Annotated in this window: 22 protein-coding genes; 18 read left to right on the top strand and 4 right to left on the bottom strand. The window is 65.7% G+C overall.

Annotated features, from left to right (window positions below; translation table 11 throughout):
- Positions 1-16: 16 nt before the first annotated feature.
- The 10 genes from accC (at position 17) to I6E04_RS06055 (ending at position 9,141) form a co-directional block, all read left to right on the top strand.
- Positions 17-1,405 (top strand): acetyl-CoA carboxylase biotin carboxylase subunit, encoded by a 1,389-nt coding sequence (accC, locus tag I6E04_RS06100; RefSeq protein ID WP_235422308.1) that lies wholly within the window; start codon positions 17-19, stop codon positions 1,403-1,405.
- A gap of 3 nt (positions 1,406-1,408) precedes the next feature.
- Positions 1,409-2,275, top strand: coding sequence for an acetyl-CoA carboxylase, carboxyltransferase subunit beta (gene accD, locus I6E04_RS06095; protein WP_235422307.1), 867 nt, complete (start codon positions 1,409-1,411; stop codon positions 2,273-2,275).
- Entirely contained in the window at positions 2,265-3,107 is an 843-nt protein-coding gene (locus tag I6E04_RS06090; protein WP_235422306.1) for an acetyl-CoA carboxylase carboxyltransferase subunit alpha, read from the top strand. Before accD ends, I6E04_RS06090 begins: the two co-directional genes overlap by 11 nt.
- Positions 3,104-4,060: a beta-ketoacyl-ACP synthase III gene (locus tag I6E04_RS06085; RefSeq protein WP_235422305.1), complete on the top strand. Its 957-nt coding sequence runs from the start codon at positions 3,104-3,106 to the stop codon at positions 4,058-4,060. The genes I6E04_RS06090 and I6E04_RS06085 overlap by 4 nt, the downstream gene beginning before the upstream one ends.
- Before the next feature lie 106 nt (positions 4,061-4,166).
- On the top strand, positions 4,167-5,096 hold the full coding sequence (locus I6E04_RS06080) for a DUF561 domain-containing protein (RefSeq protein ID WP_235422304.1): 930 nt from the start codon (positions 4,167-4,169) through the stop codon (positions 5,094-5,096).
- Positions 5,096-6,040 carry an ACP S-malonyltransferase gene (gene fabD / locus I6E04_RS06075; RefSeq protein ID WP_235422303.1) on the top strand — a complete coding sequence of 315 codons (945 nt, stop codon included), beginning with the start codon at positions 5,096-5,098 and terminating at the stop codon, positions 6,038-6,040. Before I6E04_RS06080 ends, fabD begins: the two co-directional genes overlap by 1 nt.
- 3 nt (positions 6,041-6,043) lie before the next feature.
- Entirely contained in the window at positions 6,044-6,784 is a 741-nt protein-coding gene (gene fabG / locus I6E04_RS06070; RefSeq protein ID WP_235422302.1) for a 3-oxoacyl-[acyl-carrier-protein] reductase, read from the top strand.
- A 187-nt stretch (positions 6,785-6,971) separates the two neighbouring features.
- On the top strand, positions 6,972-8,216 hold the full coding sequence (gene fabF / locus I6E04_RS06065; protein ID WP_235422301.1) for a beta-ketoacyl-ACP synthase II: 1,245 nt from the start codon (positions 6,972-6,974) through the stop codon (positions 8,214-8,216).
- A gap of 9 nt (positions 8,217-8,225) precedes the next feature.
- Positions 8,226-8,666, top strand: coding sequence for a 3-hydroxyacyl-ACP dehydratase FabZ (fabZ, locus tag I6E04_RS06060; RefSeq protein ID WP_235422300.1), 441 nt, complete (start codon positions 8,226-8,228; stop codon positions 8,664-8,666).
- A 49-nt stretch (positions 8,667-8,715) separates the two neighbouring features.
- Positions 8,716-9,141, top strand: a complete 426-nt coding sequence (locus I6E04_RS06055) for a MarR family winged helix-turn-helix transcriptional regulator (protein ID WP_235422397.1) — start codon at positions 8,716-8,718, stop codon at positions 9,139-9,141.
- Between the two features lie 129 nt (positions 9,142-9,270).
- Here I6E04_RS06055 and I6E04_RS06050 read toward each other — a convergent pair whose 3' ends face one another.
- From I6E04_RS06050 to I6E04_RS06040, 3 genes are read right to left on the bottom strand one after another with little or no spacing between them, the layout of a single operon-like run.
- Positions 9,271-11,619: an ATP-binding cassette domain-containing protein gene (locus I6E04_RS06050; RefSeq protein WP_235422299.1), complete on the bottom strand. Its 2,349-nt coding sequence runs from the start codon at positions 11,617-11,619 to the stop codon at positions 9,271-9,273.
- Positions 11,607-12,476 (bottom strand): energy-coupling factor transporter transmembrane component T, encoded by an 870-nt coding sequence (locus I6E04_RS06045; RefSeq protein WP_235422298.1) that lies wholly within the window; start codon positions 12,474-12,476, stop codon positions 11,607-11,609. Before I6E04_RS06045 ends, I6E04_RS06050 begins: the two co-directional genes overlap by 13 nt.
- A 60-nt stretch (positions 12,477-12,536) precedes the next feature.
- Positions 12,537-13,046: a DUF4430 domain-containing protein gene (locus I6E04_RS06040; RefSeq protein ID WP_235422297.1), complete on the bottom strand. Its 510-nt coding sequence runs from the start codon at positions 13,044-13,046 to the stop codon at positions 12,537-12,539.
- Between the two features lie 434 nt (positions 13,047-13,480).
- Between I6E04_RS06040 and I6E04_RS06035 the strand changes: the two genes are divergently transcribed.
- From I6E04_RS06035 to I6E04_RS06000, 8 genes are all read left to right on the top strand, one after another.
- Positions 13,481-15,547 (top strand): elongation factor G, encoded by a 2,067-nt coding sequence (locus tag I6E04_RS06035; protein WP_235422296.1) that lies wholly within the window; start codon positions 13,481-13,483, stop codon positions 15,545-15,547.
- 377 nt (positions 15,548-15,924) lie between these two features.
- Positions 15,925-16,320 (top strand): helix-turn-helix domain-containing protein, encoded by a 396-nt coding sequence (locus I6E04_RS06030; protein ID WP_235422295.1) that lies wholly within the window; start codon positions 15,925-15,927, stop codon positions 16,318-16,320.
- 207 nt (positions 16,321-16,527) lie between these two features.
- The gene (locus tag I6E04_RS06025; RefSeq protein WP_235422294.1) at positions 16,528-17,712 is read left to right on the top strand and encodes an FprA family A-type flavoprotein; all 1,185 of its coding nucleotides are present in this window, start codon (positions 16,528-16,530) and stop codon (positions 17,710-17,712) included.
- A gap of 235 nt (positions 17,713-17,947) precedes the next feature.
- Complete coding sequence (locus tag I6E04_RS06020; RefSeq protein ID WP_235422293.1) at positions 17,948-20,821, top strand: proton-conducting transporter transmembrane domain-containing protein; 2,874 nt, start codon at positions 17,948-17,950, stop codon at positions 20,819-20,821.
- A 12-nt stretch (positions 20,822-20,833) separates the two neighbouring features.
- Entirely contained in the window at positions 20,834-21,346 is a 513-nt protein-coding gene (locus tag I6E04_RS06015; protein ID WP_235422292.1) for an NADH-quinone oxidoreductase subunit B family protein, read from the top strand.
- Positions 21,347-22,051 carry an NADH-quinone oxidoreductase subunit C gene (locus I6E04_RS06010; protein ID WP_235422291.1) on the top strand — a complete coding sequence of 235 codons (705 nt, stop codon included), beginning with the start codon at positions 21,347-21,349 and terminating at the stop codon, positions 22,049-22,051. It begins immediately after the preceding gene.
- A gap of 1 nt (position 22,052) precedes the next feature.
- Positions 22,053-23,147, top strand: coding sequence for a hydrogenase large subunit (locus tag I6E04_RS06005; protein WP_235422290.1), 1,095 nt, complete (start codon positions 22,053-22,055; stop codon positions 23,145-23,147).
- A 7-nt stretch (positions 23,148-23,154) separates the two neighbouring features.
- The gene (locus I6E04_RS06000; protein WP_235422289.1) at positions 23,155-23,655 is read left to right on the top strand and encodes a 4Fe-4S binding protein; all 501 of its coding nucleotides are present in this window, start codon (positions 23,155-23,157) and stop codon (positions 23,653-23,655) included.
- Positions 23,656-23,773: 118 nt separating this feature from the next.
- Here I6E04_RS06000 and I6E04_RS05995 read toward each other — a convergent pair whose 3' ends face one another.
- The gene (locus I6E04_RS05995) at positions 23,774-25,804 is read right to left on the bottom strand and encodes an ABC transporter substrate-binding protein/permease (RefSeq protein WP_235422288.1); all 2,031 of its coding nucleotides are present in this window, start codon (positions 25,802-25,804) and stop codon (positions 23,774-23,776) included.
- Positions 25,805-26,046: the final 242 nt, after the last annotated feature.

Genomic DNA, 26,046 nt, shown 5'->3' with positions numbered 1-26,046 from the left:
AAGGAAGCGTGACGTCATGTTCAAGCGTATCCTGATCGCCAACCGCGGGGAGATCGCCGTCCGCGTGTTCCGCGCCTGCCGCGAGCTCGATATCGAGCCGGTGGTCGTCTACTCCGAGGCCGACCGCGAGGCGCTGCACGTGCAGCTCGCCGAGCATGCGTACTGCATCGGCCCGGCGTCCTCCGCGCAAAGCTACCTCAACACCGATGCCATCCTCACCGTCGCGAAGGCCGCCCACTGCGACGCCATCCACCCGGGCTACGGCTTTTTGTCCGAGAACGCCGAGTTCGCCGATGAATGCGAGAAGAACGGCATCACCTGGATCGGTCCGTCCGGCGACGTGATCCGCACGATGGGCAATAAGGCCGCCGCGCGCGAGCTCATGAAGAGCGCCGGCGTGCCGGTCGTTCCCGGTTCCGACGGTTCCGTGAAGGACGTCGCCGACGCCAAGCGCATCGCCGACGAGATCGGCTACCCGGTGCTCATCAAGGCCGCCGCAGGCGGTGGCGGCCGCGGTATGCGCAAGGTGTTCGATCCCGAGCAGTTCGAGGACCTGTTCGAGGAGGCCCGCGCCGAGGCCCGCGCCTGCTTCAACGATGACGAGATGTACCTCGAGAAACTCGTGCTCAACCCGCATCATATCGAGTTTCAGATCATGGCCGATGCGCAGGGCAACGTCGTCCAGCTCGGCGAGCGCGACTGCTCCATCCAGCGTCGCGGTCAGAAGATGATCGAGGAGACGCCCGCCCGCGTGCTCACGCCCGAGCTTCGCCAGCGCATGGGCGACGCCGCGGTGGCCGCGGCACGCGCCGCCGGGTACGTCAACGCCGGCACCATCGAGTTCGTGCTCGATCCCTCCGGTGAGTTCTACTTCATCGAGATGAACACCCGTATCCAGGTGGAGCATCCCATCACCGAGTGCGTGACGGGCATCGACCTGGTACGTGAGCAGCTGCGTGTGGCCTCCGGCCTCACCCTGTCGTTCACGCAGGACGACATCCAGCTGCGTGGGCATGCGATCGAGTGCCGCATCAACGCCGAGGACCCCGCGCACGGCTTCATGCCCTCGCCGGGCATGGTCGACTTCGTCCACATCCCCGGCGGCTACGGCGTGCGTGTGGACACCGGCCTATACGCCGGCTGCGAGCTGCCTCCCTATTACGACTCGCTTGCCGCCAAGCTCATCGTCTGGGCGCCGACGCGTTTGGAGGCGCTGCGCCGCATGCGCCGCTGCCTCGAGGAGTTCTTGATCGACGGTCCCACGACCAACATCGACATCCTCCATCAGATCATGTACCATCCCGGCTTCATCCGCGCAAGCTATAACACGTCGTTCATCGATGAGAATATGGACACGCTGCTTGCCTGGACGAACGCCGCCGACGAACCTGCGAAGGAGGCGTAACGCATGGCCGGTATCCTCGCCGAGCGCCGCAATAGGCTGCTCGCCCTCAAGAAGATGCGCCAGCAGGGCACCGCACCGACCGTCGAGGAGAAGACCTGTCCGCATTGCGAGCGCGTCTTGAACGATGACGACCTGGCATCCAACCAGCTCGTGTGTCCCTACTGCGGTCATCATTTCGCCGTGCCGGCGCGCGACCGCATCGCGATGATCGCCGACGACGGGCAGTTCCGCGAGCTGGATTCGGCGCTGGTTTCCAACGATCCGCTCGACTTCCCGGGTTATACCGACAAGCTCGCGCAGCTGCGCGCCAAGACGCATGGCAACGACGCCATCGTGACCGCCATCGCCAAGATCGGCGGCGTGCGCGTCGCGATCGCGGCGCTCGACACGCGTTTCCTCATGGCGAGCATGGGCGCCGTCGTCGGCGAGCGCTTGACGCGCCTCGTCGAGCGCGCGACCAAACAGCACCTGCCGCTCATCGTGTTTTCCGCCAGCGGTGGTGCGCGCATGCAGGAGGGCATCATCTCGCTCATGCAGATGGCCAAGACCTCCGCTGCCATCCAGCGCTTCTCCGATAAGGGAGGGCTGTACATCTCGGTGTTCACCAACCCTACGACCGGCGGCGTGACCGCGAGCTTCGCGAGCCTGGGCGACATCCATCTGGCCGAGCCCGGCGCACTCGTGGGTTTCGCGGGTCCGCGCGTCATCGAGCAGACGATCGGCGAGAAGCTTCCCGAGGGCTTCCAGAGCGCCGAGTTTCAGCTCGAGCACGGCTTCATCGACGCCGTCGTGCCGCGCGCCCGTATGCGCTCCACGTTGATCCGTCTTCTCATGCTTCATGGAAAGGGAGGTGCCGAGCATGTCGGATAACCTGCCTGCAACCGTGGACGTCCTCACGGCCGCTCAGCGCGTCGCGATCGCGCGTCGTCCCGGGCGCCCCGGCGTGGCCGAGATCGTCGACGCCCTGTTCACCGACTTCTTCGAGCAGCGCGGCGACCTTTCGTCCAAGGACGACCCGAGCATCATGGGCGGCATCGCCCTGTTCCACGGCCGCCCGGTGACCGTGCTGGGCAACCGCAAGGGGTCCGATATCGAGGAGCGCGTCGCGTGCAACTTCGGTATGGCCTCGCCCGAGGGTTACCGCAAGGCACAGCGCATCATGCGCGCCGCCGAGAAGTTCGGCCGTCCCATCTTCACCTTCGTCGACACCTCCGGCGCCTATCCCGGCCTCGAGGCCGAGGAGCACGGCCAGGGCGAGGCGATCGCCCGATCCATCGAGCTCATGAGCTCGCTCACCGTCCCCGTGATCTGCGTGATCTGCGGCGAGGGCGGCAGCGGCGGCGCGCTGGCGCTCGCCGTGGGCAACCGCGTCATCATGCTCGAGAACGCCGTGTACTCCGTGCTGTCGCCCGAGGGCTTCGCGAGCATCCTGTGGAAGGATTCGAGCCGCGCCGACGAGGCGTGCGAGGTCATGAAGCTCACCGCCGACGACCTGCTCGAGCTCGGTGTCATCGACGGCATCATCCCCGAGCCCGCCGGCGGGGCGCACGAGAATCCCGCCGCCCTGTTCCAGATCTTGGACACGCAGCTCACGCGTGAGCTCGAGGCGCTGTCCAAGATGAGCCCGACCGCGCTCGCCAACGACCGCTACCGGAAGTTCCGCGCCATGGGCTCCACGGCCGTGAAGCGAGGCCGCCGATGAGGGGCGTCAAGATCGTCGGGACCGGTTCGGCGCTTCCGAGCCGTGTTATGACCAACGACGACATGGCCAAGATCGTGGATACCTCCGACGAGTGGATCTCCACCCGCACGGGCATCCGCTCGCGCTGCTATTGCGATACGCGGGCGGGGGAGAGCCATCGCAGCCTGGTGCGCGATGCCGCGGCTCGTTCGCTCGACGCCGCCGGGATCGCACCCGAGCAGGTCGGTGTGTGCCTCGTCGCGACCTTCACGGCCGACACCTGCACGCCGTCGGCCGCCTGTCTGCTGCAGGCGGATCTGGGCATGCCCGAGGACACGCTGTGCCTGGACCTCAACGCCGCCTGCGCCGGCTTCGTGTACGGCCTGCATGTGGCCGAGTGCCTGCTTCCCGGCGCCACGCGCCCCTATGCGCTCGTGGTCGGTGCCGACACGCTCTCGCGCGTGATGGATTTCGAGGACCGTACCACCTGCGTGCTGTTCGGCGACGGCGCGGGCGCCGCGGTGCTCGAGTGCCGCGAGGGCTACCCCGAGCTGCATGCCGTCTGGGGGTCGCGCGGCGACGACTCGTCGCTCGTCGCCCCCGGCGTGGGCTGCGATGAGCCGTCGTATCTGCATATGGATGGCCGCGCGGTCTTCCGCTTCGCCACCGAGGTCATGCCGCGCTGCACCACCGAGGTGCTCACGGCGGCACAGGTCTCGGCGGACGAGGTCGATCGCTTCGTGTACCACCAGGCCAACAAGCGCATCGTCGACTTCGCGGTCAAGAAGCTGGGGCTCGATCCGGTCAAGTGCGAGGGGAACATCGACCACACCGGTAACACCTCGGCCGGCAGCGTGCCCATCCTGCTCGACGAGCTCGTGCGCGCCGGCAAGATCACCTCGGGAAACCGGGTGCTCATGGCCGGCTTCGGTGCGGGCCTCACCTGGGCCGGCGTCCTGGCCGAATTCGCCTAGAGACGTGCAGCGACAAGTTGGTGCCAGGTACAAACTTGTCGCCAACTTGTCATCCGACAACTTTGTACCTGGCACCATCTTGTCGCTTGAGAAAGGACATGAAGATATGAAGAAGCTGAACGAGATCCTGGGGACCGAGTTCCCCATCATCCAGGGCGGTATGGCCAACATCGCCACCGGCGAGTTCGCCGCCGCCTGCTCCAACGCCGGTGCGCTCGGCCTCGTGGCCGGCGGCGGCCTGGACGGCGAGAGCCTGCGCGCGCAGATCCGCCGCGCCAAGGAGCTCACCGACAAGCCCTTCGGCGTGAACCTCATGCTCATGAACCCCAACATCGATGATTGCGCCCGCGTGGTCGTCGAGGAGGGCGTGAAGGTTGTCACCACCGGTGCCGGCAACCCCGCCAAGTACGTCGCCGCCTGGAAGGAGGCCGGCATCCGCATCTTCCCGGTGGTCGCCGCCCCGATTCTCGCCAAGCGCCTCGCGCGCCTGGACATCGACGGCATCATCGCCGAGGGCACCGAGTCCGGCGGACACGTGGGCGAGGCGACCACGATGGCGCTCGTTCCCGCGGTTGTCGACGCCGTCGACCTGCCCGTGATCGCCGCCGGCGGCATCGCCGACGGTCGCGGCATGGCGGCCGCCTTCGCGCTGGGCGCCTGCGGCGTCCAGGTGGGCACCTGCCTGCTCGCGAGCGAGGAGTGCCCCATCCATGCCAACTACAAGGAGAAGGTCGTCAAGGCGGGCGTGAACGACACCGTCGTGACCGGTCGTCCCGCCGGCGCGCCGGTCCGCTGCCTTAAGAACAAGATGACCAAGAAGTATCTGGAGCTCGAGCAGGAGGGCACCAAGCGCGACGAGCTCGAGGCCCTCACCCTCGGTTCCCTGCGCCGCGCCGTGCTCGACGGCGATGTGGACACCGGTAGCTTCATGTGCGGCCAGATCGCCGGCATGGTGCACGAGGTCCGCCCGCTGCGCGCGATCTTCGAGGACATGATGGCCGGTTGCAAGAGCACGATCGAGGGGTTGAGCGCATAATGGCTACCGCGTTTCTGTATGCCGGCCAGGGCTCGCAGCATGCGGGCATGGGTGCGGACCTGTACGAGGCCTATCCCGCGTTTTCCGCGGTGATCGATGAGGCCGCCGAGGCGGTCGATTTCGACCTCAAGACCCTGATGTTCGAGGGTCCCGACGATCAACTGAGCCTGACCGAGTACACCCAGCCGTGCATGGTCGCCTTCGCCTGCGGTGTGACCGCGATCCTGCGCGAGCAGGGCATCGAGCCCGATTACGTGGCCGGCCTCTCGCTCGGCGAGTATTCGGCGTTGGCTGCCGCCGGCGTGTTCGATGCCCGCAAGGCTGTCGAGCTCGCGGCGTTCCGCGGTGCCGCCATGGCGAGCGCCGCTGCCGGTCGCGACACGGCGATGATCTCCATTCTGGGCCTGGACCGCGAGACCGTGGAGTCCGTCGTGGCTGCCGCCGCCGCGGATGCCGCCGAGGGCACGACCGTCGAGGTCTCCAACTACAACTGTCCCGGCCAGATCGTGATCGCCGGCGACCGCGTGCCCGTCGAGGCCGCCGCGGCCGCCGCCAAGGAGGCCGGCGCCCGCCGCTGCATCCCGCTCAAGGTGAGCGGCCCCTTCCATACCTCGCTGCTCAAGCCCGCCGGCGACGCCCTGCGGGAGCGCCTTTCCGGCCTGGAGCTCGGCGAGATGCGCGTGCCCGTGCTGTTCAACACGCTCGGTCACGAGATGGGCGAGGACGACGACATCGTGAGCCTGCTCGAGCGCCAGGTGCAGTCCTCCGTGCGCATGGAGGACACCATCCGTCGCCTGGCCGAGCTGGGTGTCGACCACGTGATCGAGATCGGTCCGGGCAAGGTGCTCTCCGGTCTGGTGCGCAAGACCGCCAAGGAGATCTCCTGCACGCCCGTCGAGACCGTCGCCGACCTGCAAAAGCTGACCGAAACCCAGGAGGGATAACCCATGGATCTGACCGGCAAGACCGCCATCGTCACCGGCGGCAGCCGCGGCATCGGCCGCGCCATCTGCCTCGAGCTCGCCCGCCGCGGCGCCAACGTCGCGTTCTCCTACGCCGGTAACGCCGCCGCCGCACAGGAGACCGTCGAGCTCGTCGAGCAGACGGGCGCGACCGCGCGTGCCGTCCAGGGTGACGTGACCTGCGCCGACGCGGCCAAGGAGCTCGTCGATGCCGCCAAGGAGCTCGGCGGCGTGGACATCCTCGTCAACAATGCCGGCATCACCCGCGACAAGCTGGCCGCCCGCATGAGCGAGGAGGACTTCGATGCGGTGATCGCCACGAACCTCAAGGGTGCGTTCCTCATGACCAAGGCCGTGCTGCGCCCGATGATGCGCGCCAAGAGCGGCGCGATCGTGAACATGGCGAGCGTCGTCGGCATCATGGGCAACGCCGGCCAGGCGAACTACGCCGCGAGCAAGGCCGGCCTCATCGGCATGACCAAGTCGATCGCCCGCGAGGTCGCGAGCATCGGCATCCGCGTGAACGCCGTCGCTCCCGGATACATCGAGACCGATATGACCGCCGCGATGCCCGAGGCCGCACAGCAGGCTATGTGCTCCGCGATCCCGGCGGCTCGCGCCGGCAAGCCCGAGGATGTGGCCCATGCCGTCGCCTTCCTGGTGTCCGACGAGGCCGCCTACATCACCGGGCAGGTGCTGGCCGTCGACGGCGGCATGGCCATGTAGCCGCGGCTATCTGGCGGGCGATCTGCCCCTCATTCGTCGCTTGCGTGCCTTAAGCACGCGGCGCTCCTCTTTCGGGGCACCTCGCCTCGCCAGCTAGCCGCTTTCGCAGCTGCCTGGGAAAATAGGGACTGTCCCTATTTTTCCGCTTGTTCCTTTGTTCCCGCCCTCCTTTGAAAGGATGAACACTATGTCCAAACGCAGAGTCGTCATCACCGGCGTGGGCGCGTTGACGCCCATCGGCAACACCGCGACCGAGAGCTGGGATGCCGCCCGCGCCGGCAAGCTCGGTATCGACACCATCACGCAGTTCGACGCGAGCGCCCAGAAGGTCAAGCTCGCCGCCGAGGTCAAGGGTTTCGAGCCCAAGGACCACTTCAGCGCGCCCGAGGCCAAGCACAAGTCCCGCTTCACGCAGTTCGCGATCGTGTCCGCCCGCGAGGCCATCGCCCAGAGCGGCCTTGACCTCGAGGCCGAGGACCTCACCCGCGCCGGTGTGATCGTGTCCTCCGGTATCGGCGGCGTCCGCGAGACCGAGACGCAGCAGACAAGCTGCCTCAAGCGCGGCTTCGACCGCTGCTCGCCCTTCTACATCCCCATGGGCATCTCCAACATGGCTGCCGGCGAGGTCGCCATCGAGTTCGGCTTCAAGGGCATGTGCACCTGCCCGGTCACCGCGTGCGCCGGCGGCTCCAACGCCGTGGGCGACGCGTTCCGCCACATCCGCGACGGCTATGCCGACATCATGCTCACCGGCGGCACCGAGGCCGCCATCACCCCGCTGTCCATCGGCGGCTTCACCACCATGCGCGCCCTGCACGTGGGTGACGATCCCCAGGCTGCCTCCGTGCCCTTCGACGCCCGCCGCAGCGGTTTCGTGATGGGCGAGGGCGCCGGCATGCTCGTGCTCGAGGAGCTCGAGCACGCTCAGGCTCGCGGCGCCGACATCATCGCCGAGGTCGTCGGCTACGGCGTGACCTGCGATGCGTACCACATCACGGCGCCCGCGCCCGACGGCGAGGGCGGTGCCCGCGCCATGGCCCAGGCGCTCGCCGATGCCGGTGACGTCGCGCCCGAGGCCGTGGGCTACATCAACGCGCACGGCACCTCCACGCCCCTGAACGACAAGGGCGAGACCGCGGCCATCAAGACGGTCTTCGGTGAGCACGCCTACGACATGGCCGTCTCGTCCACCAAGTCCATGACCGGCCACATGCTGGGCGCCGCCGGTGCGGTCGAGGCCATCTTCACCGCGCTTTCGCTGCGTGACCAGTTCCTGCCTCCGACCATCGGTTACGTCGAGCCCGACCCGGCGTGCGATCTGGATTGCGTGCCCAACGAGGGACGTGCGGCCGACGTCGAGTACGCGCTGTCCAACTCGCTCGGTTTCGGTGGCCACAACGCCTGCGTGCTGCTCAAGGCGTGGAAGGGTTAGGAGAACACCATGCAGCTTGATTCGAATCAGATCGCCGAGATCCTGCCGCACCGCTATCCGTTCGCGCTCGTCGACCGCATCGAGGACGGCGAGGAGGGCTCCTGGGCCCGCGGCCGCCTGTGCGTGAGCAACATGAGCCCGGTGTTCTGCGGTCACTTCCCGCAGTACCACGTGCTGCCCGGCGTGCTGATCGTCGAGGCGCTCGCCCAGGTTGCCGCCGTGGCCATGCTGTCGCTGCCCGAGAACCGCGGCAAGCTCGGCTTCTTCGCCGCCATCAAGGACGCCAAGTTCCGCGCCCAGGTGCGTCCCGGCGACGTACTCGAGCTCGAGAGCCGCATCACCCGCGTGCGCGGCTCGTTCGCATTTGTGGATGCCGAGGCCCGCGTGGACGGTAAGGTGGCCTGCAGCGCGACGCTGACGCTCGCGCTCGGTTCCGCCGACAACCAGTAGCGGGGGCGCTCAGATGAGTGCCGCCGAGGATCATCAAAAGTTGGAAGAGATGTTCGAGAGCGTGTACGACAAGTTCAAACTCCACTTCTACCAGGAGACGTTCGCCCGGTTCCAAAACCGCGAGGCGAGTCTCACCACGGTGGAGGCGTTCGCGATGGAGGCGATTCACGCGTTGGGTTCGCCCACCGTGCACGAGTTCGCCGACTTCATGCGCATCTCATCCTCGAACGCGGCGTATAAGATCGGCAGCCTGATCCGCAAGGGTTATGTGGAGAAGGTCCAATCGGAAAGCGACGGCCGCGAATACCATCTGCGTCCGACCCAGAAGTACCTCGACTACTACAGCATCAGCTCGCATTACATCCACGATGTCATGACGCGCATCAAGGAGCGTTTCTCCGAGGATGACCTTGCAAAGTTCGAGGAGATGCTCTCGGTGATGAGCGAGGAGCTCATGCCCGAGGTCACCGTCTGACAACTTGGGGCCGACAACTTGGGGACAGGTGCAAACTTGTCGCCTAGGGGCGGATTCCGTTCAATCGACGGAATCCGCCCTTTTTTGGTGCCAGGGCGACAAGTTTGCACCTGGCCCCAAGTTGTCGGATCAGATGCCGTAGCGGCGGATGATGCGCGCGAGCTTGCGGCGCCAGGGGACGTAGAGGGCGGCGAGGAAGACGACGGTCGCCGCACCGTGGGCGATGTCGAAGGGAAGCGACGCGGCGTAGACCGCCAGCAGGTTGAATCCCAGGCCCGTGTGGAGAAAGCCCAGGATCGACCAGGCGTTCAGGATCCATCCGTACGCGACCGACGAGAGGAAGCCGTATGCCAGAAGAGCGACGCCGCCGAGGCGGTCGCGAAGCTGGGATCCTTCGCCCCCGAACAGCCCTGTCCTGGCGAGCACACCCGCACCGTAGCCCACGAGGCCCCAGGCGTACATCTGCCAGGGTGTCCAGGGTCCCTGTCCGAAGAAGAAATTCGAGACCAAAGCTGCGAGCGCGCCGACCATGAAGCCTGCGCGACGGCCCAGGGCAACGCCCGCGATGATGGCGATGGCGCTGACCGGCTTGACGCTCGGGACGGCGGCGAACAGGATGCGGCCGGCAGCGGCGAGCGCCGCGAGCACCACGGTGGGCATGATTTCGCGCAGGCGTGCCCCGCCGCGCTCGTACGAGGAGAAAAAGACGGCGATCGCGGCGATAACCACGGCAAACGACAGCAGAGCAGTCTGCGAGAACCCGATGAGCCCGGAGGCGACGAGCACGATGGGGACGATGAGTAGCGCCAGGGTTTCCACAAAGGGGGAGTGGTGGGATCGCAGTTTGGGACAAACCGCGTCGCAGCGTTCGGGCGCGGGGTCATCCGCGGGAGTCTCGGCGACGTACAAGGGGCGCGAATCGTCGCAATCCGGTGCATCCGGAGCCTTTTCACCATCATCTTGGGCGAGTAACTCCCCATAGAGGCGCGCGCGGTCGTGGGGACGATAGAGCAGGCTGCGCTCGAAGAAAACGCGTGCGGGCTCGGTGCAGGCGACCTCGCCGTCGAAGAGCAGCGACACCTCATCGGCCACGGCGAATGCGACGTCGAGATCGTGGGTCACGAGCACCACGGAGCGCCCCTCGCGCGCAAGGCCGCACAGGATACGGATGACCTCCGCCGTGCCGGCGGGGTCCAGGCCCTTGGTCGGCTCATCCAAAAAGAGCAGGTCGGGGTCGGTGAGCAGCAGTTTCGCCAGTGCGAGCTTCTGCTGCTGGCCGCCGGAGAGGTCGAAGGGATGGCGATCCTCGAGCCCGTCGAGACCGAGCTTGCAGACGATGCGCTGCACGTCGGCCGCACCATAGCCGCAGCGATCCTGCCACTCGGCGAGCTCGTCGGCCACGGTGTCGCACACCAGCAGGGCTTTGGGATCCTGCGGCAGGTACGCCTGTTGTTCCGCAGAGGCGTTCTCCACACGTCCCCGTTGCGGGCGAAGGATGCCGGCAAGGGCCTTGAGCAGCGTGGACTTGCCGCATCCGTTGCCGCCCACGATCGCGTGGACGCTGGCGCGCGCGATGGCGATATCCGCCCCGCGAAGGACCTCCGCCCCAAAGCGGTCGTATCGAAGGTGCAGGTCCCGAGCGGTGAGCGCGGGCGCATCCGTGCGGACCGCCCGCTCCTCCCACGCGTCCCAGTGTCCGGCGAGCAGGGTTTCCAGCTCGGCGCGCGTCGCGGCGGGAACGGGATTTCCGAGCTCGAGCGTCTGCGTGGCGTACGCCTCCGTTTCCTCGAGAAGATGCGTCGACATGATGACCGTGATGGCCAGCTCGCGCCTCACGCGTTCCAGCAGGAAGAGGAATTGGCGGCGCGCGTTGGGATCGAGCTGCGCGGTGGGCTCGTCGAGCACGATGAGGCGTGGACGCAGCGCCAGCACGGCGGCGAGGTTGACGAGCTGTTGCTGGCCGCCGGACAACGTGTCGGTCGCGGCGTGCATGATCGGCTCGATGCCGAAGAAATGCGCGACCTCCGCGATACGGCGGCGCATCTCGGCTTGCGGCATGCCGATGTTCTCGAGCCCGAAGGCGAGTTCGTGCCAGACGGTGTCGCATACGATCTGCGCAGCGGGGTCCTGCATGACGAAGCCGATGTCGGTGGCGGAACGGCGCGGATCCATGGCGCCGGCTTGGCCGCCGCCCGCCGCCAGCTCGTAGCCGAGCACCTCGATGCCGCCATGCCGGATGCCGGCGGGCGCGAGTTCGGGCTTAAGGCAGCGCAGCAGCGTGGTCTTGCCGCAGCCGGTGGGTCCGGTGATGACACAGAACGATCCCGGCGCCACATCGAGCGAGACGTCGTCGATCACGGGTGCGTCCTCGCCGCCGGCGTAGGAGAAGGAGAATCCGCGGATGCGCACGACGGGCGTCTCGCCTGCTGTCGCCTGCTCGACGGCGCGACCCACGTCGATGTTCCCTACGCGCGCCATAGCCACCACTCCCGGAAGGTGAGCGCCACGGGATACAGCACGAACGCGGCGTACGGCAGGTAGCCCCACCACGCCACGAGGCGCGGCGGGGTGGGGTAGAAGGCGTACTGCGAGCAGGCGATGGATACGAGGGGCACGTTTGCCAGCACGAACGCGACGATGATCGCAAGTGCGGCGATGTCGGTCCGCTTGATCCGATAGCGCCGGTACGTGGTCCGCACGGCTCCGCACGCGTATCCGCGGGCGTGCATGGCGTCCGCGCGGACGAGGCTGTCCTCGAGGCCCCAGCCCATGAGGACCGAGACCGTGCGGAGGCCATCCGCGGTGCACTCGTTCGTGTTTCGCGGAGCGGCAGCGGGTGTGGCTGCCAGCGCCGAGGTCACGGTGCGCCCACGCCGCGCAAACTGCGGAACGAGCCTCATGACCTGAGAGATCATGAGCGACACGGTGGGCGCGGCGTGTCCCAGCAGCGCCGTGATCGACGCGCTGTCCAAGCATGCCGACCAGCTCATCATCCAGATGAAGACCGCTGCGAGCATGATGCCGGAGCATAGGCCGTATAGCAGCGCCTCGAGGGTGAACGCGCGCGTCCCCCAGGAGAGCAGGACGGTCGCCCCCTCTCCGACGAACAGCACGTTCGCCCCGGCGACCACCAACACGACGACCACAAGCCATGCCATGTGCCGCAAGCTCCCCGCACCCCGCGTGCACGCGGCGCATGCGAGTGCGCCGACGAGCGAAAGGGCGGCGTAGACCGGCTGCATGGCGGCCATGGCGAACGCGGCGGCGCACGTCAGGTAGGTGAGGGCCACGACGGGATGGTATGCGGAAAACGGGTTATGCGGCGTGCGGTCCATGGGAAGATCCGGTGAGAAACAACGGAATTGGGAAAATAGGGACAGTCCCTATTTTCCCAATTAGACCAGGTAGGTCCAGGTGAGGACGTCGCCGTCGGCCACGGTCGCCACATCGGCGGACTCCATGACCATCTCGCCGTTGAGGTCGTAGCCCCAACCGCTCGAGTCGCCGGCGTCGCCGGTGGCAAGACCGTCGATGGCGTTCACGAACGCACCGTAGTCGGAATCCTGCACGTCGAGCTCAAGGCCGGTCGCCTCGATGGCGTCCAGAACAGTGGCGCCCTCGGCGAGCTCGACGGTGCCGTCGTAGCTCACGCTGCCGTCGGCGGCGCTGGAGTCGACGACGACCTGGACGGAAATCTGCGCGTCATCGCTTGTGGCGGGCGCATCGGTCGACGCGGAGCCAGCAGGGGCCGCGACGGTGGAGCCGGCAGCGGAGCCGTCGTCGGTCGACGCGGTGGTCTGGGTGCATCCGCCGAGGACGCCCACGGCGAGCGCGAGCGCCAGGACGAGGGACGCGAGCAGGCGACGCGACGTGCGGGCTTCGGGTTGGGTGATTCGGTTGCGCATAGGTATGCCTTTCTCTCCAGGGCCCATGTGATGGAGAGGCGATCCGGCTTGTCCGGAGGTACCGCGCGCATGCGGTTCCGGATTCACGGTTGCTGGTACAGCCGGGGCTTCGCACCCCGTTCCCCTGGCGTCGGCTTGGCCGCCGCCGTGCGTCTGCGCACCATCCATCTGGCCATATATCGATGCATCGCCGATTGTAGCATGCCGCGGTAACCAAAAGGAGGCGGGCCGTGTCTGGCGAGAATCGGCAACGTGGCGCGGGCGCACCATGCGCACCCGAGGGCCCTTTAGCGCACCGCAGTATGCCGTCCGGCGATATGTCAGGTATGACCATATCGCGCGGGGGTAGGCTCAACGCATACGGCTAAATTCGAGGCGGCCGCATCGCCTCGTCCCGCTTCGGCGGCGTGTGCGCCGCAGAAAGGAAGGTCATCATGGGTGCTCCTAAAACCGGCAATGTGAGGAACGTCGTCTTGGTCGGCCAGGGAGGAGTAGGAAAGACCTCCCTGGCGGAATCGATGCTGCATCTTTCAGGCAAGACCACCCGTCTGGGCGGTCACGCGGGCACCAAGCCCACGCTCGATTACGACACCGAGGAAGTCAAGCGCGGTGTCTCCATCTCCACCTCCATCGCCCCCATCGACTGGAAGGGCACCCGCATCAACGTGCTGGATGCCCCCTGCTACCCCGATTTCATCGGCGACGCGTACGCGGCCATGGCCGTCAGCGAGACGGCGCTGTTCGTGGTCGACGCCTCCGAGGGTCCGCAGCCCACGACCGTGAAGCTGTGGTACGCCGCCGAGGACCTGCGCCTGGCGCGCGCCGTGTTCATCAACCGCATCGACAAGGAGACCGCCGACTACGACGCCTGCATGGAGCAGCTGCGCGAGCGTTTCGGCATGCGTCTGGGCGCGGTCACCCTGCCGTGGGGCACGGGCGAGGCCTTCGAGGGCGTCATCGACGTCGTGCGCATGAAGGCGCGCCACTGCGAGGGCACCACGCAGACCGAGTACGATATTCCCGACGAGTACAAGGCGGCCGCCGAGGCCGCGCGCGAGCAGCTGTGCGAGGCCGTCGCCGAGGCCGACGACGAGCTCATGATGAAGTACCTCGAGGGCGAGCAGCTCACCCAGGACGAGGTCGAGAGCCTGCTTTCCAAGGCCATCGCCGAGCGCCTGTTCGTGCCCGTGTTCGTGGGTTCGTGCACCAAGGAGCTGGGCATCCACTCCGTCATGGACGACATCGCCACGTACTTCCCCGCGCCGACCGACTACGGCGAGATGCCTCTCATGGACGGCGATACCCTCAAGATCTCGGCCGAGGACGAGCGCCCCGTCGCCTTCGTCTTCAAGACCCTGAACGACGCCCAGCAGGGCCGCATCTCCTTCCTCAAGGTCCTGACCGGCACGCTCACCCCCGGTATCGAGCTCATCAACGCCCGCACGCGTAAAAGCGAGCGCCTCGCGCACCTGTACGTCATGTGCGGTCGCGAGATGACCGACGTCGGCATGGCCGAGGCCGGCGACGTCATCGTCACCACCAAGATCTCCGCCGATACCGGCGACACGCTGTCCGTCTCCGGCAAGGTCGAGGCTGCGGCGTTCAAGTTCCCCAACAGCCAGTACCGCATCGCCATCGAGGCCGTCAACCGCAGCGAGGAGGACAAGCTCTTCACCTTCATCGACAAGGCGTGCGAGGCCGATCCGACCATGAAGATCGAGCGCGATGAGGAGACGGGCCAGACCATCATCTCCGCCGTGGGCGAGGCGCAGGTGTCCGTCCTGCTCAACCGCCTCGAGGAGCGCACCCGCGTCGAGGCGCACATCGTGCCCATCCGCATCCCGTATCGCGAGACCATCCGCCGCGTGGCGAGTGCGCAGGGACGCCACAAGAAGCAGACCGGCGGTGCCGGCCAGTTCGGCGATTGCTACCTGCGTGTCGAGCCGCTCATGGACGGTACCGACTACGAGTTCGTCGACGAGGTCGTGGGCGGCCGCATCCCGCGCGCCCTCATCCCCGCGGTCGACAAGGGTGTCCAGGAGACCATGAAGGAAGGCGTCATCGCGGGCTACCCGCTCACGGGTATCCGCGTGGCGTGCTACGACGGTTCGTATCACCCGGTCGACTCCAACGAGATGGCCTTCCGTGCCGCCGCGCGTATCGCGCTCAAGAAGGCGTGCGCCGAGGCCGATCCGGTGGTGCTCGAGCCCATGGAGAACATCACGGTCACCATCCCCGAGAGCTACGCCGGCGCGGTGATGGGCGACGTGTCCGCCAGCCGCGGCCGTGTGACCGGCATGGATACCGACGATCGCGGCAACACCGTGGTCACCGCCACCGTACCCTACGCCGAGCTCGTGGATTACGCCACGCGCCTGCGCTCGCTCACCCGCGGCACCGGCGACTTCACGATGGAGGCGGCCGGCTACGAGCAGGTTCCCTACGACGTGCAGAAGCACCTCGTCGAGTTCTACGAGGAGTCGCGCGCCCAGGGTAGGTAACCATCCTGTAGCGTATGGATGTGAGCGGTCGGCCTGCATGCGGGCCGACCGCTTTTTTCGTCGGGGCCTTCGCGCGTGTGATTCCGATATATACATTACGACCGCTTTGACCGACTCTTCTCCGGGGCAGCGTTCTTCCCCGCACCCACCGCCGTTACCGCAGGGAACGGGGTGCAAATAAATCCTATGAAATGTATAGGAATATGTGTGCGTGTCATGGAGTGCGATATTCCCTCGCCGCTCAGGGCAAGAGGTAGGTCAAGTGCACCATCTTTCCCAAGATATGTTGTAGGAAGGCAGACGTTTGCATGCTATGATGCAATTTGCTCGGTACAACGCACTTTTTCTATCCCCTCGTGCCATCTAAGTAGGTTGCCATGGTTGAGAACAAAAGAGGTACGAAGTACGATGCCAAGGTACGGCGTCGCGCGGTCAAGGTCCTATCCACCGGCGTCGGGCATCGCACCCTCGCCGTCGAACTCGGTATCCCGGAGGCGACCGCCCGCCAGTGGGCACGCGCCTACGCGGTCGGTGGCTCCGCGGCCGTCATGAACGCGGGGTCCACGCATCGCGTGTACCCGTACGATCTGAAGCTGTCGGTCGTGCACGATCGTATCGACCACGGCATGTCGGTGCGTGAGGTGATGGTCAAGCACGGCGTTCCGAGCGAGTCGTCGGTCAAGACGTGGTGCCGTCAATATCGCGAGGGCGGTCCGGAGGCGCTCGTCAACAAGCAGCGCGGTCGCAAGCCGAAGGTCCGCAAGCTCAGCTAAGGGCGTGTAAGCGGACGCATGGCGAATCTGCGGATACGGGCGGGGCGGATGCCGGAAGGTGTCCGCCCCGCTTTCGTCGTGTGTAAATTGAATCTAATTTTATAGCAATTAAAGACTCGCCGAGGCAGGGCGTCTATCATCACGCCTGCGTGGTACTATCACAGGTAACCGAATCCGAGACGGATTCATCTCAGGAAAGGAACACCCATGCTCAACGCTATCGAGATCTCGCCCAAGGTCTGGTGGGTCGGCGGCATCGACTGGAACGAGCGCTCGTTCCATGGCTATACCACCGAGAAGGGCATCACCTACAACGCCTATCTGATCATGGACGAGAAGGTCACCCTCATCGACACGGCCAAGGCGACCTTCACCGATGAGTTCCTGCAGCGCATCTCGCAGGTCGTCGATCCCTCCAAGATCGATATCGTGATCACCAACCATGTGGAGATGGACCACTCCGGCTCGCTGCCGGCCATCCACAAGGTCGCCCCCAACGCCACGATCTACGCGTCGGCCGGTGCCGGCGTCAACGAGGTCCGAGCGCATTTCGGTATCGAGGCCACGCCCGTCAAGTCCGGCGAGACCCTGAACATCGGCGAGCGCACCCTCACCTTCGTGACCACGCCTATGGTCCACTGGCCCGACAACATGGTCACCTACTCCGACGTCGACAAGATCCTGTTCTCCAACGACGCCTTCGGCCAGCACTTCGCCTCCACCAAGCGCTTCGATGACGAAAACGATCTGTGCGAGGTCTACAAGCAGGCCAAGAAGTACTACGCCAACATCGTGTGGCCCTACGGCATGCAGGCCCACAAGGCCCTCGACGTGGTCAAGACGCTCGATCTGAACATGATCTGCCCGAGCCACGGCGTGATCTGGCGCAGTCACATCGCCGACATCCTCGACAAGTACGAGGCGTGGACCACCTATCAGACGGTCGACAAGGCCGTCGTGGTCTACGACTCCATGTGGCACTCGACCGAGTCCATGGCCCGCGAGATCACCGACGCCTTCATCAAGGAGGGCATCCCCGCCGAGCTGATCGACGTCAAGCACACGCACATCTCGGACATCATGCTCGAGCTGTGCGACGCCAAGTACGTCGCCGTGGGTTCGCCGACCCTCAATTCCAACATGATGCCGACGGTTGCCGGCTTCCTGACCTACATGCGCGGCCTGTCGCCTAACAACGCGCAGCGCATCGGTCTGGCCTTCGGCTCCTACGGCTGGGCGCCGCTCGGTCCCAAGCAGGTCTACGCCGAGCTCGAGAACGCCAAGTTCCAGCTGCCCGTGCCCGTGGTGGCGCAGCAGTGGATCCCCTCGGCCGAGAACCTGGCCGAGCTGCAGGACACCGTCTGCAAGATGATCGAGGCCGCCCAGGCCTAAACGACGCCCACCCCTGTCCCAAAAGGTGTCCCAAAAGGGGCCAGGAGAAAAACGGGACATAGGCCGGTGCCGTGCGGGTGGGACACGCGTCCCGCCTGCACGGCACCGGCTTTTTCGTTGAATCGCGCCGACCTCACGTTCGCTTATCCGTCGGTGAAGCCCATGCGGCATCGGGGTGCTTCTGCACTATAATGAAGCGTTGTTTATGTGAAGCTTCGTGCAAAAAGGGGTGCCTATGGCTTTACTGGGGTTCCTGATCGCCTTTCCCTTGGTCGTCGCGATCGCATTGATGCTGTTCAAAGGTGACGCGCAGCGCGATCCGATCGTGGTCGGGTCCGCGGTGGTCATCGCCATTGCCAGCATCGTCACCGCCGTCACGTATATGGGCAATCCGACGACGTTCGCCATGCCGCCCGACCTTTCGCTTGCGGGTAACTACGTGGCGGTCGCCGTCGATCTGTTCCTGTGCGGTTTCGTGTTCGTCATGGCGATCCGGTATCGGAACACGGTGATGTTCCTACTTTCCGCCGTCCAGCTCGCCGTCTCGATCTGGTGCGGTTCGTTTGCCCTGCATCCCGAGGATGCCATGGCCGAGCCCATGTACATCGACACGCTGTCGGTGATCATGGTGCTCATCGTCGGCCTGGTCGGTAGTGCCATCTGCATCTACGCGCTCGGCTACATGAAGGATTTCCAGCATCATGAGGATGAGGCGGCCCGCCGTGCGGGGACGAAGGCGATCGACCGTCGCCATCAGTTCATCGCCCTCATGTTCCTGTTCCTGTCGGCGATGTTCATCATCGTGACCTCCGATAACTTCGACTGGCTCGTCGCGGGCTGGGAGATCACGACCGTGTGCTCCTTCCTCATGATCGGCTACACGCGTACGGCCGAGGCCAAGAAGAGCGCCATCCTGCAGATCAACCTCAACATGGTCGGTGGTCTCGCGTTCCACGTGGCGCTCGTCGTCATGCACACCACCGGCGTGCCGCTGTCCATCAACGGCATGGTCGAGGTCGCCGCCGGCGCCCAGGCCGATATGCTCATCATGCCGCTCATGCTGCTGTCGGTGGCCGGTCTCACCAAGGCCGCGCAGATGCCGTTCCACCAGTGGCTCCTCGGCGCCATGGTCGCCCCGACCCCCACGAGCGCCCTTCTGCACTCGTCCACCATGGTCAAGGCCGGCGTGTTCCTGCTCGTCAAGCTCGCCCCGCTCTACCTGGTGTACCCCATGGCCTCGGCCATGGTCGTCGCCGTCGGCGGCGTGACGTTCGTGCTCTGCTCGTTCATGGCCATCTCGCAGAGCAACGCCAAGCGCGTGCTCGCGTACTCCACGATCGCCAACCTCGGCCTCATCTCCGCCTGCGCGGGCGTGGGTACCTCCGAGGCCGTGTGGGCTGCCATCTTCCTCATCATCTTCCACACCGTGTCCAAGTCGGTGCTGTTCCTGTGCGTGGGCACCGTCGAGCACCGTATCGGGAGCCGCAACATCGAGGACATGGACGGGCTGTTCAGCCGCCTGCCGCGCCTCACGCGCTTCATGATGCTCGGCATCATGGGCATGTTCGTGGCGCCGTTCGGCATGCTCGTCTCCAAGTGGGCCACGCTCGTGTCGTTCGCCGAGACGGGCAACGTGCTCTTCTTGATCCTGCTCGCCTTCGGCTCAGCCGCCACGTTCTTCTTCTGGGCCAAGTGGCTCGGTAAGCTCGCCGGCGTGTCGCAGAAGGCCGAGAACGTCGAGGGTGGCGTGCACAAGAGCGAGTGGACCGCGATCGGCTTCATCTCCGCCCTGCTCGTCTTGTGCTGCATGCTGCTGCCTGTCATCTCGCAGTTCGTGATCGGGCCCTACCTCGAGGTCACCTACAACAAGGTCCCGCGCCTCATCGACCTCGACAACATGCTCATCATGGTCGTCATCGTGCTGTTCATCGCCATCGTGCTGCTCACGCCGTGGGGCCGCTTCTCCAAGGCGCGTCAGCACGTGTACCTGTCGGGCGTGTGCCTTGACGCCGACTCGCGCACCTATCTGGGTTCCATGGGCCGCACGATGCGCTCCACCAAGCGCAACTGGTATCTCGCCGACGTCTTCCCGGAGCACCTGCTCACCCTCGTCGGCCAGATCATCTGCGGCGCCGGCATGCTCATGGCCTTCGCCGCCTGCTTCATCTTCCACACCGACCTGCTCGCCGGCGGCACGTTCCTCGTCGAGCGCGAGGTCATGCTCGTCGGTCCGGGCCTGCTCGGCATCGCGGCCGGCTGCGTGGTCTTCGCCATCGCGGCGCCCTTCCTGGGTTGCCTGCTCGACGGTCTGGACCGCAAGGTGAGCGCCCACATGCAGGGTCGCGTGGGACCGCGCCTTTTGCAGCCCTACTACGACGTGCGCAAGCTGCTGTCCAAGGAGCAGACGAGCGTCAACGCCATCGACGAGACCTACGTCACCTGCGCGCTCATCTTCTGCATCCTGGCCGGCGGCATGTTCATCTCCGGCTCCAACCTGCTGCTGTGCGTGTTCCTCGTGACGCTCGCCACGCTGTTCGTGATCATCGCCGCGTACTCCTCGCGCTCCCCGTGGGCCGACGCCGGCGCGGATCGCGAGTGCCTGCAGGTCATGTCCTATGAGCCCATGCTGCTCATCATGACGGTGGGTTTCTTCACCGCGACCCAGTCGTTCGACATCGCGCGTCTGTTCTCGCTCGAGCAGCCCATCATCGTGACGCTTATCCCGATCTTCATCGGTTTGCTGTTCATCCTCACCATCAAGCTGCGCAAGTCGCCGTTCGACCTGTCCTACAGCCACCATGCGCACCAGGAGCTGCTCAAGGGCATCACGACCGAGATGACCGGCCGCACGCTCGCCAAGATCGAGATCATGCACTGGTGCGAGAGCGTGCTGTTCCTCATGTGGGTCGGCATGTTCTTCATCTGGGATTCGCCGGTCTCGATCGTCGTCGCCATCGCCGTGGTGGCGCTCACCTGGTTCTTCGAGGTCGCGATTGACAACAACTTCGCACGCACCAAGTGGCAGAACTGCCTCAAGCTGGCATGGCTCGTCGCGCTCGTGGTGGGCATCGTCAACCTGTTCTATGTGCTCATCACGCCGTTCATCTAAGGAGCGAGGGATATGGCATACAACTCCAAATCGCCGTGGCTCATCCACTACGACGGCTCGAGCTGCAACGGCTGCGACATCGAGGTGCTCGATTCCCTCATGCCGCTCTACGATATCGAGCGATTCGGCATCATCAACACCGGTAACCCCAAGCACGCCGACATCTTCTTGGTGACCGGCTCCATCAACGCGCAGAACATCCGCGTGGTGCGCCACATCTACAGCCAGATGCTCGAGCCCAAGGTCGTCGTGGCCTGCGGCATCTGCGCGTGCACGGGCGGCGTGTTCCGCGACTGCTACAACGTGATCGGCGGCGTGGACAAGGCGATCCCGGTCGATGTGTACGCCCCGGGCTGCGCCGTGCGCCCCGAGACCATCATCGACGCCGTTCTGAAGGGCGTCGAGATCCTGGACGAGAAGGCCCGTCGCCTCGCCGCCGGCGAGACCCTGCAGGAACCTGCGGACCTGCTGGACGACGAGGCGGTCAACGCCCGTCTCAAGGCCATGAAGGCGAGGGAGGACTAGATGTATACGACCGAGTTCGTCGACGTGCCGCTGATCGAGCTGCTCCAGCGCGTTCAGAGCCTGAAGCACGAGGGCATGCGCTTCGTCCAGCTGTGCGCCGAGTTCCCCGAGAGCGGGATCGATCTGGTGTACACGTTCTACGACGAGACGCGCGACAACGCGCTCAACCTGTGCGTGAGCGTGCCCGAGGGCGCCGAGGTACCCTCGATCCAAGGCCTGTACTTCGCGGCGTTCTCTTACGAGAACGAGGCCCACGATCTGTTCGGCGTGAACTTCATCAACATGAAGCTCGACTTCGGCGGGCACTTCTTCAGTCTCGCCGAGACCTCGCCCATGACGGTCATCACACCCGAGATGAAGGCCGAGCGTGAGAAGGCCGCCAAGCTGCGCGCCGCGAAGGCCGCCAAGGAGGCCAAGGCCGCCCGCGAGGCCGCCGAGGCCAAGAGCGCCGAGCGCGCTCTCACCGAGGACCGTGCCGCCGCCGATGCGGCCGCCGTCGCCGCGGTGAACGAGATGGCGCCTGCCGCGAAGGCCGCCAAGCCGAGCGAGGAGGAGCGCGCCGCCATGATGGAGGCCAAGCTCGCGAACATGGATCCCGAGAAGGCGGCCAAGGTCCGCGCCGTGCTCGAGGCCAAGAAGGCCAAGGACGCCGCCCGCGCCGCCGCCGAGACGCCGGCTGCCGATACCGCCAAGGAAGGGGAGTAGCATGGCAACACGTTCCGTCATCCCGTTCGGTCCGCAGCATCCGGTGCTGCCCGAGCCGGTGCACCTGGACCTCGTGGTCGAGGACGAGCGCGTGGTCGAGGCCATCCCGCAGATCGGATTCGTCCATCGCGGTCTGGAGAAGCTCGTCCAGAAGCGCGACTACAACCAGTTCGTCTACGTCGCCGAGCGCGTCTGCGGCATCTGCAGCTTCGGTCATGGGTATGGCTACGCCGCCGCGACCGAGAAGCTGCTCGGCATCGAGGTCCCGCGCCGCGTGGACTATCTGCGTGCCATCCTCGAGGAGCTCTCGCGCATCCATTCGCACCTGCTGTGGCTGGGGCTGCTCGCCGACGGCTTCGGCTTCGAGAGCTTGTTCAACCACTGCTGGCGCCTGCGCGAGACCATCTTGGATATCTTCCAGAAGACCTGCGGCGGTCGCATCATCCTGTCGATCTGCATCGTGGGCGGCATGGCGCACGACATCGACGACGCGATGCTGCGCGAGGTGTGCGACGAGCTCGACGGTCTGCGCCGTGAGTACAAGATTATCGTCGACACCATGCTGAACGACAGCTCCGTGCGCAGCCGTCTGTGCGGCGTGGGCTACATCTCGTTCGAGGACGCGCTCGAGCTGTCGATGGTCGGCCCGTTCGCCAAGGGTTCGGGTATCGAGCACGACATGCGCTCGACGGGCTTCGGCGCCTACGGCGATCTGGAGCACTTCCAGCCGATCATCGCCACCGAGGGCGATTGCTACGCTCGCTGCAAGGTGCGCTGCGAGGAGGTATACCAGGCCATCGATATCATCAAGGAGCTCGTCGCCAAGATCCCGCACGACGGCATCGGCGGCAAGCCGGGTCCCAAGGTGCTCCCTCCCGAGAACAGCCGCGCGCATGTGCTCATCGAGCAGCCCCGCGGTGAGGCGTTCTACTACGTGCGCGGCAACGGCACCAAGTTCCTCGACCGCTTCCGTCTGCGCACCCCGACCTCGCAGAACCTCGCCGGCATGGTGCGCGCGCTGCAGGGTGTGGACCTGGCCGACGTGCCCATGATCATCCTGACGATCGACCCGTGCATCAGCTGCACGGAAAGGTAGGTGCCGGATGGGATCTTTCAATCTTGCCAAGATGACGTTCGGGTCGCTGTTCAAGAAGCCCGCGACGGTGCGCTACCCGTACGAGAAGCGCGACATCCCCGGACTGTTCCCGCATATGCGCGGGCACGTGGTGAACGACGTCGAGAACTGCATCATGTGCGGCATGTGCGCCCGCGTGTGCCCGGCCGATGCGATCACCGTCGACCGCAAGGCCGGCGACTGGACGATCGACCCGTACCGCTGCATCCAGTGTTCCTCGTGCGTGAACGACTGTCCCAAGCACTGCCTCAGCATGGACGTGTACAACACCGAGCCCACCACGGAGCTCCATACGGTGACCGAGCATAAGGACATGCCGGCCAAACCCGCCGCCAAGGCCGCCGGTGCCGCCGCCAAGCCCAAGCGCGAGCTGACGCCCGAGCAGCAGGCCCGTGTCGAGGCTGCCCGCAAGGCCGCGGCTGCCAAGAAGGCCGCCAAGGCCGCCGCCGAGGCGGAGACGTCCGAGTAGGACCGTAGGCACGCGCAAAGGTCGCTCTACGATAAAGCGCCCGCCGACCGCGCAGGTCGACGGGCGCTTTCGTGTGAACGTGGGGGCAGGCGGGCTGCCGTGCTCCGGATTCCCCGGACTAGCGGCGACCCTCGCCCGCCGCCATCTTCTTCTCGACGTTGGTGATCACGTGGATCAGCGGGATGGTCACGACCAGGTAGTACAGGGCGGCCACGATGTAGGGCGTGATGTTGCCGGTTACCGCGGTGAGGTTCTTGGAGAACATCATGAGCTCCATGACGCCCACGCTCGACAGCAGGGAGGTGTCCTTGTAGAGCATGACGAGTTCGCTGGTCATGGTGGGGATCACGCGGCGGAACGTCTGCGGCAGGATGATGAGCCACATGGTGCTCATGAAACCGAAGCCCTGCGACCGGGCGGCCTCGAACTGTCCGCGCGGGATGGACTGGATGCCCGCACGGAAGATCTCGGCGAGGTACGCCGAGCAGTTGATGGCGAGCACGCCGATGCCGAGCGGCAGGTTGGGCAGGTTCAGCCCCAGCATGGGGAAGCCGAAGAACGCGATGTAGATCTGCAGGAACAGCGGCGTGCCGCGCAGCACGTTGATGTAGGTGATGGCGATGGCGCGCAGCGGCTTGTAACGGCTGATCTTCATGAAGGTGATCAGCAGCGCGAGCGGCACGGCGAGCGGGAAGCCGATCGCCGTGACGAGCAGGGCGGCGCCCCATCCCTGGGAAAGCGATGCGATCGAGGTCACGATGTACTGCGGGCGCAGGAACATTCCCAAAAACGGGTTCGCGTTCCACGCCTGCACCCACGCCTGATCGTCGAGCCAGCTCACGATGGACTGGACGGCCGTGCTCTCGCTCACCGCGATGGTGGGACTGTCGGGCAGGTCGCGCACCTCGCCGTCGGCGGAGGTGTACGTACCGCCCACCGCATAGGCGCCGGCGGTGCTGGGGAACAGCACGCCCTCGACCTCGACGGTCAGCTGCGTGCCGGCGGCGACGGCCTTATCGAAGTCGATGACGAGGGCGGAGTCGTCGATATGCGAGGTGCAGGCGAGCTCGGTACGGGTCAGGTCCTCCACGGCGTACACCGTGGCGCCGGAGTCCTCGAAGGAGCCGCCCTCGGGCAGGGTGAGCGTCAGCTGCGATACCTCGGCGTCGGCGCCGACCGTGGCCTCCCAGGTCAGGCGCGTCGCGATGCCGCCGAGCACTGCCGTGCCGCCGTCCTCGTTGGACTGGGCGCTCGCCTTGGTGACGGTGAGCGCGTCGGGGATCTTCGCCGTCTCGGATCCGTCATCTTGCTCGGTGCTGCTCGAGCTGCTCGGCGCCACGCCGAACCACTCCTCGTACAGCTTGTCGTAGCGCCCGTCGGCGCGGATATCGGCCAGCGCCGCGTTGATGGCTTCGGTCAGCTCGGGATTGTCCTTGCTCACGGCGATGCCGAACTGCTCGCCGGTGGGAACCTCCTCGATGATCTGCATGCTGGTGAAGGAGTTCGAGACCATCCACTGCTCGACGGGCAGGTCGCAGACCACGCCCTGGCACTGGCCGCTCATGACCGCGGTGAACGCGGCGGTCCAGTCGTCGAAATTCACCGTCTGGGCGTTCGGCAGATGTTCGATCGCCCATTCCTCGGATGTCGTGCCTGCCTGCACGGCGATGCGGACACCTGCGGCGTTGAGCGACTCGACGGTGTCGTATCCGCCGTCTTTGACGGTGGCGATGCCCTGGTTCGAATCCATATAGGGATCGGTGAAATCGACCTCTTCCAGGCGCTCGTCGTTGATGGTGATGTTGCAGGCGCCGACATCGGTTTTGACGGCCTGCTTGGTCATCGGGATGATGCTGTCGAATTTCTGCGCGGGCAGGTAGTTGAGCTCGAGGCCGAGCTCCTCGGCGATCATGCCCATGAGGTCGTAGGTGAACCCCTGCGGGTTGCCTGCGTCGTCGGTGTACTCGAACGGCGGTGTGGCAAGGTCGCTGGCCACGGTGAGTTTGCCGTTCTCGACGAGCTCGAACTCATGGGTCGAGGCATCCGAGGAGGAGCACCCGCCGAGCAGGCAGGCGACGAGCAGGATCGCTGCGCCGAGCAGACGCGCGATTCGATGGCGAGGTTGCAGGGCCTGGTATAGATAAGGCATGGAAAGCCCTTCGTCCGGCGACATACGGTACAAGAAGAATAACACGCTCGCGCGCGAGGGCGTCTTTTGCATAAGGTCTGCGCCGAGTCGCAACAGGGGAAAGGCGCTTTCGAGGTGCAGGTGACGGTCGCTGCGCCTCGAAAGCGGCGATTTGCGTTTACGGTTCGGTTATGCGTGGGATGTACAAGTAGACGAGCATCGACACGCAATAAAATAGCAGGTAGCGAGGGTATCGACTTCCG

It is taken from the genome of Collinsella tanakaei (genome assembly GCF_021531055.1).
Taxonomy (GTDB): Bacteria; Actinomycetota; Coriobacteriia; order Coriobacteriales; family Coriobacteriaceae; genus Collinsella; species Collinsella tanakaei_B.
This window is presented reverse-complemented; position numbering and strand designations above follow the sequence as displayed.

What these genes read in the sequence shown, in the direction of transcription:
- I6E04_RS06025 (WP_235422294.1), top strand. Translation starts at nt 16,528, where the DNA reads ATGCTCAACGCTATCGAGATCTCGCCCAAGGTCTGGTGGGTCGGCGGC.
- I6E04_RS06010 (WP_235422291.1), top strand. Translation starts at nt 21,347, where the DNA reads ATGTATACGACCGAGTTCGTCGACGTGCCGCTGATCGAGCTGCTCCAG.
- I6E04_RS05995 (WP_235422288.1), bottom strand. Translation starts at nt 25,804, where the DNA reads ATGCCTTATCTATACCAGGCCCTGCAACCTCGCCATCGAATCGCGCGT.
- I6E04_RS06015 (WP_235422292.1), top strand. Translation starts at nt 20,834, where the DNA reads ATGGCATACAACTCCAAATCGCCGTGGCTCATCCACTACGACGGCTCG.
- fabD (WP_235422303.1), top strand. Translation starts at nt 5,096, where the DNA reads ATGGCTACCGCGTTTCTGTATGCCGGCCAGGGCTCGCAGCATGCGGGC.
- I6E04_RS06055 (WP_235422397.1), top strand. Translation starts at nt 8,716, where the DNA reads ATGTTCGAGAGCGTGTACGACAAGTTCAAACTCCACTTCTACCAGGAG.
- I6E04_RS06085 (WP_235422305.1), top strand. Translation starts at nt 3,104, where the DNA reads ATGAGGGGCGTCAAGATCGTCGGGACCGGTTCGGCGCTTCCGAGCCGT.
- I6E04_RS06040 (WP_235422297.1), bottom strand. Translation starts at nt 13,046, where the DNA reads ATGCGCAACCGAATCACCCAACCCGAAGCCCGCACGTCGCGTCGCCTG.
- accD (WP_235422307.1), top strand. Translation starts at nt 1,409, where the DNA reads ATGGCCGGTATCCTCGCCGAGCGCCGCAATAGGCTGCTCGCCCTCAAG.
- fabZ (WP_235422300.1), top strand. Translation starts at nt 8,226, where the DNA reads ATGCAGCTTGATTCGAATCAGATCGCCGAGATCCTGCCGCACCGCTAT.
- I6E04_RS06035 (WP_235422296.1), top strand. Translation starts at nt 13,481, where the DNA reads ATGGGTGCTCCTAAAACCGGCAATGTGAGGAACGTCGTCTTGGTCGGC.
- fabG (WP_235422302.1), top strand. Translation starts at nt 6,044, where the DNA reads ATGGATCTGACCGGCAAGACCGCCATCGTCACCGGCGGCAGCCGCGGC.
- accC (WP_235422308.1), top strand. Translation starts at nt 17, where the DNA reads ATGTTCAAGCGTATCCTGATCGCCAACCGCGGGGAGATCGCCGTCCGC.
- I6E04_RS06090 (WP_235422306.1), top strand. Translation starts at nt 2,265, where the DNA reads ATGTCGGATAACCTGCCTGCAACCGTGGACGTCCTCACGGCCGCTCAG.
- fabF (WP_235422301.1), top strand. Translation starts at nt 6,972, where the DNA reads ATGTCCAAACGCAGAGTCGTCATCACCGGCGTGGGCGCGTTGACGCCC.
- I6E04_RS06045 (WP_235422298.1), bottom strand. Translation starts at nt 12,476, where the DNA reads ATGGACCGCACGCCGCATAACCCGTTTTCCGCATACCATCCCGTCGTG.
- I6E04_RS06020 (WP_235422293.1), top strand. Translation starts at nt 17,948, where the DNA reads ATGGCTTTACTGGGGTTCCTGATCGCCTTTCCCTTGGTCGTCGCGATC.
- I6E04_RS06050 (WP_235422299.1), bottom strand. Translation starts at nt 11,619, where the DNA reads ATGGCGCGCGTAGGGAACATCGACGTGGGTCGCGCCGTCGAGCAGGCG.
- I6E04_RS06000 (WP_235422289.1), top strand. Translation starts at nt 23,155, where the DNA reads ATGGGATCTTTCAATCTTGCCAAGATGACGTTCGGGTCGCTGTTCAAG.
- I6E04_RS06080 (WP_235422304.1), top strand. Translation starts at nt 4,167, where the DNA reads ATGAAGAAGCTGAACGAGATCCTGGGGACCGAGTTCCCCATCATCCAG.
- I6E04_RS06030 (WP_235422295.1), top strand. Translation starts at nt 15,925, where the DNA reads ATGGTTGAGAACAAAAGAGGTACGAAGTACGATGCCAAGGTACGGCGT.
- I6E04_RS06005 (WP_235422290.1), top strand. Translation starts at nt 22,053, where the DNA reads ATGGCAACACGTTCCGTCATCCCGTTCGGTCCGCAGCATCCGGTGCTG.